General features: G+C 73.9%; 11 protein-coding genes, 2 rRNA genes and 1 pseudogene (1 of these 14 cut by a window edge). 10 read left to right on the forward strand and 4 right to left on the reverse strand.

What is annotated here, in order from left to right; translation table 11 throughout:
* The 4 genes and pseudogenes from QPK52_RS21610 to QPK52_RS21625 all read left to right on the forward strand — a co-directional run.
* Positions 1-1,239 (forward strand): 23S ribosomal RNA (locus QPK52_RS21610) (it extends 1,880 nt beyond the left edge of the window).
* Between the two features lie 109 nt (positions 1,240-1,348).
* Positions 1,349-1,465 (forward strand): 5S ribosomal RNA (gene rrf / locus QPK52_RS21615).
* A 77-nt stretch (positions 1,466-1,542) separates the two neighbouring features.
* A pseudogene (locus tag QPK52_RS21620) lies at positions 1,543-2,421 on the forward strand (hypothetical protein); the annotation flags it as partial.
* Between the two features lie 291 nt (positions 2,422-2,712).
* Positions 2,713-3,534, forward strand: coding sequence for a hypothetical protein (locus QPK52_RS21625; protein ID WP_410540431.1), 822 nt, complete (start codon positions 2,713-2,715; stop codon positions 3,532-3,534).
* A gap of 73 nt (positions 3,535-3,607) precedes the next feature.
* On the opposite strand, the gene QPK52_RS21630 is transcribed toward QPK52_RS21625, so the two are convergent.
* On the reverse strand, positions 3,608-4,918 hold the full coding sequence (locus QPK52_RS21630; RefSeq protein WP_410539102.1) for a DUF1015 family protein: 1,311 nt from the start codon (positions 4,916-4,918) through the stop codon (positions 3,608-3,610).
* A gap of 77 nt (positions 4,919-4,995) precedes the next feature.
* Here QPK52_RS21630 and QPK52_RS21635 point away from each other — a divergent pair, with 77 nt between their 5' ends.
* Entirely contained in the window at positions 4,996-6,066 is a 1,071-nt protein-coding gene (locus QPK52_RS21635) for an HAD hydrolase-like protein (protein WP_410539104.1), read from the forward strand.
* A gap of 130 nt (positions 6,067-6,196) precedes the next feature.
* Here QPK52_RS21635 and QPK52_RS21640 read toward each other — a convergent pair whose 3' ends face one another.
* Together QPK52_RS21640 and QPK52_RS21645 are read right to left on the reverse strand one after the other, a co-directional pair.
* Positions 6,197-6,940, reverse strand: coding sequence for a class I SAM-dependent methyltransferase (locus QPK52_RS21640; protein ID WP_410539105.1), 744 nt, complete (start codon positions 6,938-6,940; stop codon positions 6,197-6,199).
* Between the two features lie 101 nt (positions 6,941-7,041).
* A complete protein-coding gene (locus tag QPK52_RS21645; protein ID WP_410539106.1) occupies positions 7,042-7,389 on the reverse strand; it encodes an SCP2 sterol-binding domain-containing protein in 348 nt (115 codons plus the stop codon).
* Positions 7,390-7,670: 281 nt separating this feature from the next.
* On the opposite strand from QPK52_RS21645, the gene QPK52_RS21650 reads away from it, so the two are divergent.
* The 5 genes from QPK52_RS21650 to QPK52_RS21670 all read left to right on the forward strand — a co-directional run bounded on the left by QPK52_RS21650 (position 7,671) and on the right by QPK52_RS21670 (position 13,010).
* Positions 7,671-7,991, forward strand: coding sequence for a hypothetical protein (locus tag QPK52_RS21650; protein WP_410539108.1), 321 nt, complete (start codon positions 7,671-7,673; stop codon positions 7,989-7,991).
* A 7-nt stretch (positions 7,992-7,998) separates the two neighbouring features.
* Entirely contained in the window at positions 7,999-8,829 is an 831-nt protein-coding gene (locus QPK52_RS21655; RefSeq protein ID WP_410539109.1) for a TlyA family RNA methyltransferase, read from the forward strand.
* 95 nt (positions 8,830-8,924) lie between these two features.
* Positions 8,925-9,812 carry an NAD kinase gene (locus QPK52_RS21660; protein ID WP_093662942.1) on the forward strand — a complete coding sequence of 296 codons (888 nt, stop codon included), beginning with the start codon at positions 8,925-8,927 and terminating at the stop codon, positions 9,810-9,812.
* 98 nt (positions 9,813-9,910) lie between these two features.
* Positions 9,911-11,662, forward strand: a complete 1,752-nt coding sequence (recN, locus tag QPK52_RS21665; protein ID WP_410539111.1) for a DNA repair protein RecN — start codon at positions 9,911-9,913, stop codon at positions 11,660-11,662.
* Between the two features lie 202 nt (positions 11,663-11,864).
* On the forward strand, positions 11,865-13,010 hold the full coding sequence (locus QPK52_RS21670; protein ID WP_410540432.1) for a glycosyltransferase family 4 protein: 1,146 nt from the start codon (positions 11,865-11,867) through the stop codon (positions 13,008-13,010).
* Positions 13,011-13,128: 118 nt separating this feature from the next.
* Here QPK52_RS21670 and QPK52_RS21675 read toward each other — a convergent pair whose 3' ends face one another.
* Complete coding sequence (locus QPK52_RS21675) at positions 13,129-14,163, reverse strand: LacI family DNA-binding transcriptional regulator (protein WP_410539112.1); 1,035 nt, start codon at positions 14,161-14,163, stop codon at positions 13,129-13,131.
* Positions 14,164-14,238: the final 75 nt, after the last annotated feature.

Consider the following 14,238-nt stretch of genomic DNA (forward strand, 5'->3'; position numbering starts at 1 on the left):
CTCGGCAAAATGCCCCCGTAACTTCGGGAGAAGGGGGGCCACGCCTGGTGATCCGTCTTGCACGGTGAGCTGGGGGTGGCCGCAGAGACCAGCGAGAAGCGACTGTTTACTAAAAACACAGGTCCGTGCGAAGCCGTAAGGCGAGGTATACGGACTGACGCCTGCCCGGTGCTGGAACGTTAAGGGGACCGGTTAGTGGTGCTTCGGCGCCGCGAAGCTGAGAACTTAAGCGCCAGTAAACGGCGGTGGTAACTATAACCATCCTAAGGTAGCGAAATTCCTTGTCGGGTAAGTTCCGACCTGCACGAATGGCGTAACGACTTCTCGACTGTCTCAACCATAGGCCCGGTGAAATTGCACTACGAGTAAAGATGCTCGTTTCGCGCAGCAGGACGGAAAGACCCCGGGACCTTTACTACAGCTTGATATTGGTGTTCGGTTCGGCTTGTGTAGGATAGGTGGGAGCCGGTGAAGCATGCACGCCAGTGTGTGTGGAGGCGTTGTTGAAATACCACTCTGGTCGTGCTGGATGTCTAACCCGGGTCCGTGATCCGGATCGGGGACAGTGTCTGGTGGGTAGTTTAACTGGGGCGGTTGCCTCCCAAAGGGTAACGGAGGCGCCCAAAGGTTCCCTCAGCCTGGTTGGTCATCAGGTGGTGAGTGTAAGTGCACAAGGGAGCTTGACTGTGAGACTGACGGGTCGAGCAGGGACGAAAGTCGGGACTAGTGATCCGGCGGTGGCTGGTGGAAGCGCCGTCGCTCAACGGATAAAAGGTACCCCGGGGATAACAGGCTGATCTTCCCCAAGAGTCCATATCGACGGGATGGTTTGGCACCTCGATGTCGGCTCGTCGCATCCTGGGGCTGGAGTCGGTCCCAAGGGTTGGGCTGTTCGCCCATTAAAGCGGTACGCGAGCTGGGTTTAGAACGTCGTGAGACAGTTCGGTCCCTATCCGCTGTGCGCGTAGGAGTCTTGAGAAGGGCTGTCCCTAGTACGAGAGGACCGGGACGGACGAACCTCTGGTGTGCCAGTTGTTCTGCCAAGGGCATGGCTGGTTGGCTACGTTCGGGAGGGATAACCGCTGAAAGCATCTAAGCGGGAAGCCTGCTTCGAGATGAGGACTCCCACCCCCACTGAGGGGGTAAGGCTCCCGGGAGACGACCGGGTTGATAGGCCAGAGATGGAAGCCGGGTGACCGGTGGAGTTGACTGGTACTAATAGGCCGAGGGCTTGTCCGTAGATGTTCGCGTCCACTGTGTGGGTTCTGAGACCACGAACGGCCTCGGCAGGTTTTTCGGGGTTCTAATTGAACAGTGTGCTTGTTCGCTTGGAACACTCGGATGGTGTTTCGGTGGTCACAGCGTGAGGGAAACGCCCGGTTACATTCCGAACCCGGAAGCTAAGCCTTTCAGCGCCGATGGTACTGCATGGGGGACCGTGTGGGAGAGTAGGACGCCGCCGAACAATCTTTGAAGGGCCCTTGGTCCCAGCGTGCATGCTGGGACCAAGGGCCCTTTTGCTGTTTGTGCGCAAGATTGAACATGTACCACCCCAAGACAGGAGCCACATCAATGTCCAATTCCTCCGAGGAACAGCCGGGCCGGCCCGAGCGCTCGGACAGGCCGCGTCGCCAGAGTGGTGACGAGAGGCGGGGTGGCTTCCGTAGGGATGAGCGTCCGTCGTACCGCCGTGACGATCGGAGTGACGACCGGAGCGATCGGCCCCGTGGTCCGCGTCGGGACGATGAGCGTGGTGACCGTGGTGGTTTCCGTCGGGATGACCGGCGTGACGACCGCGGGGGTTTCCGGCGTGAGGACCGTCCGTCGTTCCGGCGTGACGACCGGGATCAGGGGCGTGGCGACCGGCGTGAGGACCGTGGTGGGTTCCGCCGTGACGATCGGGGTGAGCGGCCTCGTGGCCCGCGCCGCGACGATGAGCGTGGTGATCGCGGTGGTTTCCGTCGGGATGAGCGTCCGTCGTACCGCCGTGACGACCGCCGTGACGACCGGAGCGATCGGCCCCGTGGTCCGCGTCGGGACGACGACCGCGGAAGTGGTTTCCGTCGGGATGACCGGCGTGAGGACCGTGGTGGGTTCCGCCGTGACGATCGGGGTGAGCGGCCTCGTGGTCCGCGTCGGGACGACGAGCGTGGTGATCGCGGTGGTTTCCGTAGGGATGAGCGTCCGTCGTACCGCCGTGACGATCGGGGTGACGACCGGAGCGGCCGGCCCCGTGGTCCGCGTCGGGACGATGAGCGTGGTGACCGTGGTGGTTTCCGTCGGGATGACCGGCGTGACGACCGCGGGGGTTTCCGGCGTGAGGACCGTCCGTCGTTCCGGCGTGACGACCGGGATCAGGGGCGTGGCGACCGGCGTGAAGACCGTGGTGGGTTCCGCCGTGACGATCGGGGTGAGCGGCCTCGTGGCCCGCGCCGCGACGACGAGCGTGGTGATCGCGGTGGTTTCCGTAGGGATGAGCGTCCGTCGTACCGCCGTGACGACCGCCGTGACGACCGGAGCGATCGGCCCCGTGGTCCGCGTCGGGACGACGACCGCGGAAGGCGCCCGTACGGTCAGGGCGGCGGCCGCGGCCGTGACGACCGACGTGACGACAGGGGCGGTTACCGCGGGCGGCGCGAGGGTGGGGACACCGGCTACCGGCGTGAAGAGCGCCCGCGCGACCGCAACCAGGACCGGGAGCCCATCAGGCGGCTGCCGATTCCGGAGGACGTCACCGGGCAGGAGCTGGACAAGGACGTGCGGCAGGAGCTGATGAGCCTGCCCAAGACGCTGGCCGATGACGTCGCCAGGAATCTGGTGATGGTGGCGAAGCTGCTGGACGAGGACGCCGAGCAGGCGTACGGGTACGCCAGGGTCGCGCTGCGGCTGGCCTCCCGTGTCGCCGCGGTGCGCGAGGCAGCGGGCTTCGCCGCCTACGGGGTGGGGAAGTACGCCGAAGCGCTGGCCGAGTTCCGGGCCGCCCGGCGGATGACCGGTGCGTCCCACCTGTGGCCCGTGATGGCCGACTGCGAGCGCGGCCTCGGCCGGCCGGAGAAGGCTCTGGCCATGGCCGGCGAGCCGGAGGTGCAGAAGCTCGACAAGGCAGGCCAGGTGGAGATGCGGCTGGTCGCGGCGGGAGCACGGCGCGACATGGGGCAGGCCGAGGCCGCCGTGGTCACGCTTCAGAGCCCCGAGCTGGCGTCGAACTCCGTGCAGCCGTGGACGGCGCGGTTGCGCTACGCGTACGCCGATGCACTCCTGGCCGTGGACCGTGAGGAAGAGGCCCGCGAGTGGTTCGCCAGGGCTCTGGAGGCGGACCAGGGCGGGATGACCGACGCGTCGGACCGGCTGGCCCAGCTGGACGGTGTGGAGTTCCTGGACGCGCTCGACCCGGAGGCGGACCTGGAGGACGTGCCCGAGCCGGAGAAGGGGAACGGGGAGGTTCCCGCCGAGGCGGCCGAGGCAGGCCGGGAGGACCGGGAGAGCGGGGGCGGGAGCCGCGACCGCGACCGGGGCGTGGAGGAAGAGCGCTGAGCGGCGTCTGACGCGCTGTGCACGGCTGGGGGCGGGGTCCGTCGTGGGACGGACCCCGCCCCCAGCCGTACGGTCAGGCAGGCCCTTCCGGGAGGCCGTCGAGGGCGCGCAGCACCAGGCCGGTGGCCGGTTTGGGACCGAAGGACGTGGACTTGCGGGGCATGGTCACGCCTTGGCGGGCCAGCGCGCGCACGGTGTCCTCCGCGACCGCGCGCATCAGGACCGCCGAGCCGCCCAGGCGCTCGGCCTGCTCCACGGCCGCCGCCGCGTCGTGGAGGTAGCCGATCTCGGAGGGGCGGTCCGGGATGCGCCAGACGGCGGCCAGCAGGGTCGAGTGCAGGACCGTGGCGTCCAGCCGCCGCCATTCCTCGGGAGGGCCGTCGCGGACGGTGCGTGCGAGCAGGTCGAGGTCGGGGTCGTGGAGCAGGTGGAAGGCGCCGTCGCCGGTGAGCAGGAAGGCGTTGCCGGGGGCGGTTTCCAGAGCGCGCAGGGCGTGTGGGAGCGGACCGCCGACGGTTCGGACGCGGAAGGCGCCCTCCAGCCCGGCCAGGGCGTCGGCCACCGGCAGGCGGGGCAGCACGCGGTGGATGGCCTGCACCCGCAGCGGGTGGCGGACGGTGTCCACCAGCAGCACCAGGCCGTGGTCCCAGAAGCCGTCCCGGCCGGCGCCTTCCCCGGTGTGCTCGGACCGCAGCCGCAGATAGGTGGCCCAGCGGTGGTGGCCGTCGGCGATGAGGGCCTGGCGGCGGGAGAGGTCGCGCCCGGCCTCGGCGATCTCCTCCGCGTCGGTTACCGCCCACAGCCGGTGCGAGAAGCCGTCCTCGGTAGTGGTGGAGAACAGCGGGGGTCTGCCGGTGGTGCGCTCGATGACGGCGGTCGCGCCGGTCGCGGTGCCGTCGCCGCGGTACGACAGCAGCAGTGGCTCGAGGTTGGCGGCGGTCTCGCGCATCAGGGCCGCGCGGTCCTCGACGACCTCCGGTATCACGTCCTCGTGGGGCAGTACGACGCCCTCGTCCGGCGGGGTCAGCCGCAGGGCGCCGATCAGGCCGCGCTGGAGCACGTCGCCCCGGCGCTGCTCATAGACGTACAGGGCCGGCTCCGGGTCCCGTACGAGGACGCCGTCGGCCTCCCAGCGGCGCAGGGTCCGCGCGGCCTGCAGGTGGCGGGCGGCCGGGTCGGCGGCCTCCGGGAGGATCAGCCGGACGATGTTGTGGGGGTCGGCGGTCTGCAGGTGGTGCAGGCCGTCGGGCCGTACCACGACGTCGTACGGAGGCGAGGTCACGGCGGCCAGGCTGCCGACCCGGTCGGGGGCGTAGCGCAGGCCGCGGAAGGGAGCGAGGAGGAGGCCGCCCGAGGGGTGTTCGGGGCCCGGGGAACGCAGCATTGACGCATGCTATGCCGGTGCGCCGGGTGGGAGATGATCGGGGGAGGAGGACCGCCGACGCAAGGAGCGAGACGACGATGACCGGTTCACACCGCCCGATACGCACCCGGCCGGAGGGCTGTGCGGCCCCGCCGAGCCGGATGTACGACACCGCGCTGCTCGACCTGGACGGCGTGGTCTACGCGGGCGGTGAGGCGGTCGTCCACGCGGTCGACTCGCTCGCGGCGGCCCGGGAGGCCGGGATGCGGCTGGCGTACGTGACGAACAACGCGGCGCGCACCCCCCTGACCGTCGCCGGGCATCTGACGCGGCTGGGGGTGCCCGCCGAGCCGGAGGAGGTGGTCACCTCGGCACAGGCGGTGGCGCGGATGATCGCCGAGGAGCTGCCGGCCGGTTCGCGGGTGCTGTGTGTCGGCGGCGAGGGCCTGCGGGTGGCGCTGCGCGAGCGCGGCCTGGAGCCGGTGGAGTCCGCGGACGACGCTCCGGCGGCGGTCGTTCAGGGGTACGGCGGACCGGAGATGCCCTGGGGGCGGCTGGCGGAGGCGGCGGTCGCGGTGGGGCGCGGACTGCCGTGGTTCGCCTCCAACGGGGATCTGACGATTCCCAGCGGCCGGGGCATCGCGCCGGGCAACGGCGCGGCCGTGGAGGTGGTGCGGATCGCGACGCGCTGGATGCGCCCGGCGCCGGAGCCGAGGACGGCCGGCAAGCCGCTGCCGCCGATGCACCGCGAGACGATCCTGCGGACGGGTGCGGAGCGGCCGCTGGTGGTCGGGGACCGGCTGGACACCGACATCGAGGGTGCGTACGCGGGGGGCGTCGACTCGCTGCTGGTGCTCACCGGGGTGACGGACGCGGCGCAGCTGCTGGCCGCTCCCCCCGAGCACCGGCCGACGTACGTGGCCGCCGACCTGCGCGCACTGCACCGGGCGCAGCCGGAGGTGGAGGAGCTGCGCGACGGGGGCCGGAGCGGGTTCCTGTGCGGTGGCTGGGCGGCCTCGGTGGAGGGGGGCGTGCTGCGGCTGGAGGGCCGGGGGGACGATCCGCTGGACGGGCTGCGGGCGCTGTGCGCCGCCGCGTGGACGCATGCGGGGGAGGGCGTGTGCGACCTGCCCGGGGTGGACGAGGTGCGGGCCGTGCTCGGGCTGTGAGGTCCCTCCGCCGGGCCCGACCCGGGCCCTCGCCGGGGCCCCGCCTCCCGGGGCGTGGGGCCGCGGTGTGCCCCGGGCGGCGCCCGCTTCGTCGGGGAGGGCTCGTCCGGGAGAGTTCGCCGGGGAGGGCTCAGCGGAGGGTGAGGCACAGGGTCGCGACGTAGGCCTCCTCGACCGTACCGCCGGGGAAGAGGGCGTCCAGGCGGTCGCGCTCCCCGGTCAGGAACGTGCCGGCGGCCTCCTCCCCGATGACGAGGAAGTCGGAGTGGCTGGCGAGGTTGGCCAGGTGGGTCTCCAGCGGCACCCGCCGGGACCAGCGCACCTGCCGCCGGGTGAAGCCTGGCCCGGACGGCAGCGCACGGGCACGGGCCGCCTCCACCGCTTCCCGCCCGGCGCCGAAGAAGCGGCGCACCCGGGCGGCCTGGTCGGCGATCCAGCCGACGGACTCGTCGGAGTCGTTGCGCAGGACGGCGAGGGCGCCGCCGGGGCGCAGGACGCGGAGGGCCTCGGGCACCGACCGCCCGGGGTCGGTCCAGTGCCAGGCCTGGGCGTAGGTGACCAGGTCGAAGCGGCCGGAGGCCAGCGGCAGGCGGTCTCCGTCGCCGCGCACCACGGGGACGCCGGGGAGGGCGCGGCGGAACTCGGCCGCCATGCCGTCGCCGGGCTCGACGGCCACGACACGGGCGCCGCGGGCGGCCAGGAGCGCGGTGAGGAGCCCCGTGCCGGCCCCGACGTCGGCGGTGCGGGCACCGGCGAGGGGGCGGCCCGAGAGTTCCTCGACGGCGTCCAGGAGGGCGGGCGGGTAGGAGGGGCGGTTCGCGGCGTACAGGGCCGCGGCGGTGTCGAAGGAGCGGGCGTGGGAGGTGGCGGTCATACGGCCATCGTCGCCACCCGGGGCCCCGTCCACACCCGTTTCCCGCGGCCTTTCGGGCCCGGCCCGTCCGGCCGCCCGGCCCCCGGACGGAGTGGGGCCGTTCAGAGCAGGGACCGCAGCCGCAGCAGGTCCCGCAGGCCCGCCTCGAGCCTGACGCGGCCCCGGGCCCAGGCCCGGGCGAAGTTCAGCCGGCCGTCCACCAGCGAGACGAGGTCGTCGCTGGTCATGGCCAGTCTGATCTGGGCGCGCTCGGGGGGCGGGCCGTGGACGGTGGCCATGTCCTCGATGCGGCCGTGGACGAGCCGGCCGGTGAAGGTGGTGTCCAGATCCGTGAGATGGCAGCTGACCGAGCGCTCCAGGGCGGCGGCGCTGCGCACGTCGTCGTCCGCGTCCGCGAGGTTGGCCGCCAGCCGCTCCAGCGCGGTCCGGCACTGCTGTGTGGTCGCCATCGCCTCACGACGGTACCTCAGGAGGAGTGGCCGCCGTCGTGGCGGGCGCCGCGCGCGGTAGCGTCGTGACCGTGACTGCGCTCCCCGCCCGGGGGAGGGGCTTCCAGCCCGGAGGCCGCGGCCCGGACCGGTGACCGGCCCCTTTGGCGACGAACGGAGAGCCGTCACGTGTGAGGGGAGGCGGTCCTCCCCCGGCCTGGCCGGGGGCGGCCCCGCCTCCGGCCGAGTCAGGAGCAACCCCGCCACCGGCTGAAGCCGGTGGTCCCCTCGCTAGGAGACCGATGGACGAGCCGATGCCCGGCACGATGCCGGAGACGGAGCCACCAGCGCGGGCCCTGGTGGAGGCGGGCACGACGGAACCGGGGGAGGAGCCCTTCGCCGGGAACGGCGGGCCGCGGCCCCTGGGGCTGCACGTGACCCCCACCGGGAACGCCGGGGTCGACGCCCGGCTGCGCCGCCTGGCGGACGCCGACCACCTCGCCGTTCCCGGCCATCTGGAGGTGTACGAGGATGTGCACCGCGGACTGCGTGACACGCTGACCGCGCTCGACCAGCGACCCGGGCCGCCCGCACCGGGCGCGCCGTACAACCCCGGGAGCTGAACCGCACGTGGCAGCGTCACGAAACCAGCGTGGCCGGCGCAACCGGCTCGACGCGGAGCTGGTGCGCCGCGGCCTGGCCCGCTCGCGCGAGCACGCCGGCCGGCTCATCGCCGCCGGGCGTGTCACCGTCGGCGGTGCCACCGCGACCAAACCCGCCACCCAGGTGGAGACCGGGGCGGCCGTCGTCGTGGCCGAGGACGCGGCCGACCCCGACTACGTCTCGCGCGGAGGCCACAAGCTGGCCGGCGCCCTGGCGGCGTTCGCCCCGCGCGGGCTGACCGTGGCCGGCCGCAGGGCGCTGGACGCCGGAGCGTCCACCGGCGGCTTCACCGACGTGCTGCTGCGCGCCGGCGCCGCGCGGGTCGTCGCCGTCGACGTCGGCTACGGGCAGCTCGCCTGGTCGCTGCAGAGCGACGAGCGGGTGCTGGTGCGCGACCGCACCAACGTCCGCGAGCTGACCCTGGAGCAGATCGGCGGTGAGCCGGTGGACCTCGTCGTCGGTGATCTGTCCTTCATCCCGCTCGGGCTGGTGCTGCCCGCCCTCGCACGCTGCGCGGCGCCCGGAGCCGATCTGGTGCTGATGGTCAAGCCGCAGTTCGAGGTGGGCCGGGAGCGACTGGGCAGCGGGGGCGTGGTGCGCAGCCCGGCCCTGCGGGCCGAGGCGGTCCGCACCGTCGCGGGCCGGGCCGCGGAACTGGGTTTCGGCGTGCTCGGGGTGACCGCCAGTCCTCTGCCGGGGCCCTCCGGTAACGTCGAGTACTTCCTGTGGCTGCGTGCCGGGGCACCCGAACTGGACCCGGCCGATGTCGACCGAGCCGTGGCGGAGGGCCCCCAGTGACCGCGCAGAGCACGAAGAAGAGCACGACCGCCGAGAGCGCCGAGAGCACCGAGAGCGCCGAGAGCACCGGGGGTGTGGAGGGCGCCGGGCGGACCGTGTTCCTGATCACCCACACCGGCCGCCCGGCCGCCGTCCGCAGCGCCGAACTCGTCGTCCAGGGGCTGCTGCGCAACGGCATCGGCGCGCGTGTCCTGGCGGAGGAGGCGGCCGATCTGACGCTGCCGCCGTCCGTGGAGACGGTGCGGGACGGCGAGATCTGCGAGAAGGCCGTGGAGGGCTGCGAGCTGATCGTCGTCCTGGGCGGGGACGGGACGCTGCTGCGCGGCGCGGAGTTCGCACGTGCCTCGGGGGTGCCGATGCTGGGGGTCAACCTCGGCCGGGTCGGCTTCCTCGCCGAGGCGGAGCGCGACGACCTGGACAAGGTCGTGCGGCGGGTGGTCGCGCGCTCCTACGAGGTGGAGGAGCGGATGACCGTCGACGTGCTCGTCCGCAGCAACGGGGATGTGATCCACCGCGACTGGGCGCTGAACGAGGCCTCGGTGGAGAAGGCCGCCCGCGAGCGGATGCTGGAGGTCGTCGCGGAGGTCGACGGCCGGCCGGTCTCCCGCTTCGGCTGCGACGGGGTGGTGTGCGCCACGCCCACCGGTTCCACGGCCTACGCCTTCTCCGCGGGCGGGCCGGTGGTCTGGCCGGAGGTCGAGGCGCTGCTGCTGGTGCCCATCAGCGCCCACGCGCTGTTCGCCAAGCCCCTGGTGACCACGCCCGACTCGGTGCTGGCCGTCGAGGTGCAGCCGCAGACCCAGGGGGGCGTCCTGTGGTGCGACGGAAGGCGCACCGCGGAGCTGCCGGCCGGGGCCCGGGTGGAGGTGCGGCGCAGCGCGGTCCCGGTGCGGCTGGCGCGGCTGCACCACGCCTCCTTCACCGATCGCCTGGTGGCGAAGTTCGCCCTTCCGGTGGCCGGATGGCGCGGGGCGCCGCACTGACCGCGCCGCACCGGCCGCGCGTGCGCGCTGCGGGGAGGAAGGGGCGCGCGGGGCGCGTGGTGCGGACCGTGAGTGGGGATCCCGCCACGGAACCTCGTATGGTCGTATCCGTGTTGGAGGAAATGCGGATTCGGGCCCTGGGCGTGATCGATGACGCCGTCGTCGAGCTGTCCCCCGGCTTCACCGCGGTGACCGGCGAGACCGGCGCGGGCAAGACCATGGTCGTCACCAGTCTGGGACTGCTGCTCGGCGGACGGGCGGACGCCGCCCTCGTACGGGTGGGCGCCAAGGCCGCCGTGGTGGAGGGCCGGATCGTGCTGCCGCCCGGCGCGCCCGCGGCGCGGCGGGCCGAGGAGGCGGGCGCGGAGCTGGACGAGGGCGTGCTGCTGGTCAGCCGGACGATCTCGGCCGAGGGACGCTCGCGCGCCCATGTCGGCGGCCGCTCGGCGCCCGTCGGGCTGCTGTCGGAGCTGGGTGAGGACCTGGTGGCGGTGCACGGCCAGACGGACCAGCAGGGCCTGCTGCGGCCCGCCCGGCAGCGAGAGGCGCTGGACCGGTACGCGGGCGGGGCGGTATCCGTCCCGCTGGCCGAGTACGGCCAGGCCTACCGGCGGCTGCGAGCGGTCTCCGCCGAGCTGGCCGAGCTGACCACGCGCGCCCGCGAGCGCGCTCAGGAGGCCGATCTGCTGCGCTTCGGCCTGGAGGAGATCGCCGCGGCCGAACCCCGGGCGGGGGAGGACGCCGAACTGGCCGCCGAGGCCGAGCGGCTCGGCCACGCCGAGGCACTGGCGTCGGCCGCGGCCACCGCCCACGGCGCGCTGGCCGGCGATCCGGCCGACCCGGAGTCGGTGGACGCGGGCGCGCTGGTCGCCGGAGCCCAGCGTGCGCTGGAGGCCGTGCGGTCGCACGATCCGGCGCTGGCTGCGCTGGCCGACCGGCTGGGCGAGGTGGGCATCCTGCTGGCGGACGTCGCCGGGGAGCTGGCCGGGTACGCCGACGACCTGGACGCCGACCCGGCGCGGCTGGCCGCGGTCGAGGAGCGCCGGGCCGTCCTGTCCCATCTGACCCGCAAGTACGGCGAGGACACCGCGGCAGTCCTGGCCTGGGCCGAGGAGAGCGCCGCCCGGCTCGCCGAACTCGAGGGCGACGACGACCGGATCGGCGAACTGACCGCCGAACGCGATGCGCTCCGTGCCGAACTGGCCGCTCTCGCGCAGCGGTTGACGCAGGCGCGGACGGAGGCCGCCAAGCGGTTCGCCGACGCGGTCACCGCCGAGCTGACCGAGCTCGCCATGCCGCACGCCCGCGTCACGGTGGAGCTGCGGCAGCACGAGACGGCGGACGAGGAGTCGGGGATCGAGGTGGACGGGCGGCTGGTCGCCTTCGGCCCCCACGGCGTGGACGAGGTCGAGCTGCTGCTGGCACCGCACCCCGGGGCCCCGCCCCGCCCCATCGCCAAGGGGGCCTCGGGCGGCGAGCTGTCGCGGGTGATGCTCGCGGTCGAGGTCGTCTTCGCGGGCACCGCCCCGGTGCCGACCTACCTCTTCGACGAGGTGGACGCCGGCGTGGGAGGCAGGGCGGCCGTGGAGGTCGGACGGCGGCTGGCGCGGCTGGCGAAGTCGGCGCAGGTCGTGGTGGTCACCCATCTTCCGCAGGTCGCGGCGTTCGCCGACCGGCACCTGGTGGTGGAGAAGACCTCCGACGGCTCGGTGACGCGCAGCGGTGTGAAGACCCTCCGGGACGAGGAGCGGGTGCGTGAGCTGTCCCGGATGCTGGCCGGGCAGGAGGACTCGCAACTCGCCCGCGCCCATGCCGAGGAGCTGCTGGAGGCGGCCCGCTCCGGCATCTGAACCGCGGCCTTCGGGCACCCTTTCCGGGCCGCCCGCGTTTCACCCGTACGGCGTGGCGTCCCGCCGGGGGCCGGGGTGGCATCCTGGAGGTGCCGCACCGCCCGTACACCGTACGCTGCTGTGCGTGATCCGCGACCCCGTCCGGGGGCGGATCCGCGAGTCCGAGCCGTCCGAGCCCTCACACCAGGAGTCCCGGCCCCTTGTGAAGACCACCCCGGTTCCACCGCGCGGCGGACCGCCGCTGCACGTCGTGCAGGTGATCGGCGGCGGCAGCGCCCGAGTCTGCGCACATGTGCGCTCCCTGACCGCCGGACTGGTGGCGCGGGGGGTGCGCGTGACCGTCTGCGCGCCCCCGGGCACCGAGTTGGACTACGGCTTCACCGGCCTCGGCGCCCACTTCGTCCCCCTGCGCTGCGGCACCGGCCCCGAGGCGGCCGCGGTGCTGCGCGCGGTGTGCGCGGACGCCGGCGTGGTGCACGCCCACGGGCTGCGCGCCGGTGTGCCGGCCGCCCTGGCGCTGTGCGGGCGGCGCCGGACGCCGCTGGTGGTCACCTGGCACGCCCGGGCCCAGGCGGTGGGGGCGCGGGCCCGGCTGATGTGGCTGCTGGAGCGGCGGGTGGTGCGGGCCGCGCAGGTGGTGTTCGGCACCACGTCGGACCTGGTGGACCGGGCCCGCCGCCACGGCGCCCGCGACGCCCGGCTGGCTCCGGTGACGGTGTCCGTGCCGTGCGGTGGGCACGAGGGACGCCCGGGCCGGCCGGACGGGGCGGACGACACGGCGCGGGAGAAGACCCGGGCCGAACTCGGCGTCACCGGCCGCCCGCTGGTCCTCGCCGTCGGCCGGCTCGTTCCCCGCCAGGGGCACACCACCTTGCTGACCGCGTCCCGGGCCTGGCGCCGGCTGGATCCGCAGCCTCTGCTGGCCATCGCCGGGGAGGGCCCGGCGCGCCCCGCGCTCCAGCGCCGCATCGAGGCCGAGGAGCTGCCGGTACGGCTGCTGGGGCGGCGCGAGGACGCCCTGGAGCTGCTCGCCGCCGCCGACGTCGCCGTGCTGCCCGCGCGCTGGGAGGGCCGGGCGGTGGTGGCACAGGAGGCGCTGCGGGCCGGGGTGCCGCTGGTGGCGAGCGCGGTGGGCGGTCTGCCGGAACTGGTCGGCGACGCCGCGCTGCTGGTGCCCTACGGGGATGCGGAGGCGCTGGCGGACGCGGTGGGCGGGCTGCTCGGCGACCCCGCCCGGCGCCGCGGGCTGGCCGCGGCCGGGCGTGCCCAGGCCGCGACCTGGCCGAGCGAGGACGACACGGTGACCCAGGTGCTGAGCGTGTACGACGAGCTGGCGCAGGGAGGTTGACGGCCCGGGAGCCCGCAGTGCCCGGCTCCCGCCGTGCCCGGCTCCCGCCGTGCCCGGCTCCCGTGCCCCGGCCTTCGCCGTGCCGGGCGCGGGAACAGGGCCCCCGGCCCCGGCCGGGTCAGCTGGAGGCGCGGACGACCAGCCGGGCGGGAGTGACGACCGGGGCAGGCCGTCCGGCGCCGGAGGCGTCGGCCAGCCCGAGCCGCCGCAGCAGCAGCTCCGCCATCATCCGCCCCATCCCCTGGATGTCCTGGCGCACGGTGGTCAGCGCCGGCTCGGCCCAGGCGGCCTGCTCCAGATCGTCGTAGCCGACCACCGCCACGTCCTGCGGCACCCGCAGCCCGCGGGCGCGCAGCGTCCGCAGTGCGCCCGTGGCCGTCAGGTCGTTGCCGGCGAACACCGCGTCCAGGCCGGGCGAGCGGTCCAGCAGCTCGGCCATGGCGCGCTCGCCGCCCTCGGCCGTGAAGTCGCCGTGCGCGATCAGGGCGGGATCGGGCTCGGTCAGGCCCAGGGCGTCGAGATAGCCGTCGAGCCGGTCCAGGGCGGAGGTCTGGTCCAGCGGGCCGGTGATCACCGCGATCCGCCGCCGTCCCCGCCGCCGCAGGTGCTCCACCGCCTGCCGGGCGCCGCCCCGGTTGTCGGTGTCCACGTACAGCAGGTCGGGGTCGTCCTCGGCTCCGGGCCAGCCCGGCCGGCCGCCGAAGACCGTGGGCAGGCCGGAGGCGTTCGCCATGGACGGCAGCGGGTCGTCGCGGTGCAGCGAGAACATCAGCGCGCCGTCCACGTGCCCGCCCGCCAGATAGCGGCCGATGCGGTCGTAGTCCGTGCGGCCCTCCAGCAGCATGAGCAGCAGTTGCGTGTCGCAGGCCGCCAGCTCGCGGCTGATGCCGCGCAGTTGCTGGGCGAAGAAGGGGTCGGAGAACACCCGGGTCTCCGGCTCGGCGATCACCACGGCGACGGCTCCGGTGCGGCGGGTGACCAGACTGCGCGCCGCGCTGTTGGGTACGTAGCCCAGCTCGGCCACGGACGCCTGGACCCGGTCCCGGAGGGACTTGCGGACACCGGCGCCCCCGTTGACCACGCGCGACACGGTGGCGCGGGAGACCCCGGCATGGGCGGCGACCGCTTCGAGGGTGGGTCTGGGACCGTGCACGGGCGAACAACTCCTTCTCTCGCGGGATCCCGACGCTACCGCCGGACGCGGACAGTCGGCGGACTCTGTGGTGAG

Source organism: Streptomyces sp. KL2, from assembly GCF_046529545.1.
Classification (GTDB): domain Bacteria; phylum Actinomycetota; class Actinomycetes; order Streptomycetales; family Streptomycetaceae; genus Streptomyces; species Streptomyces radiopugnans.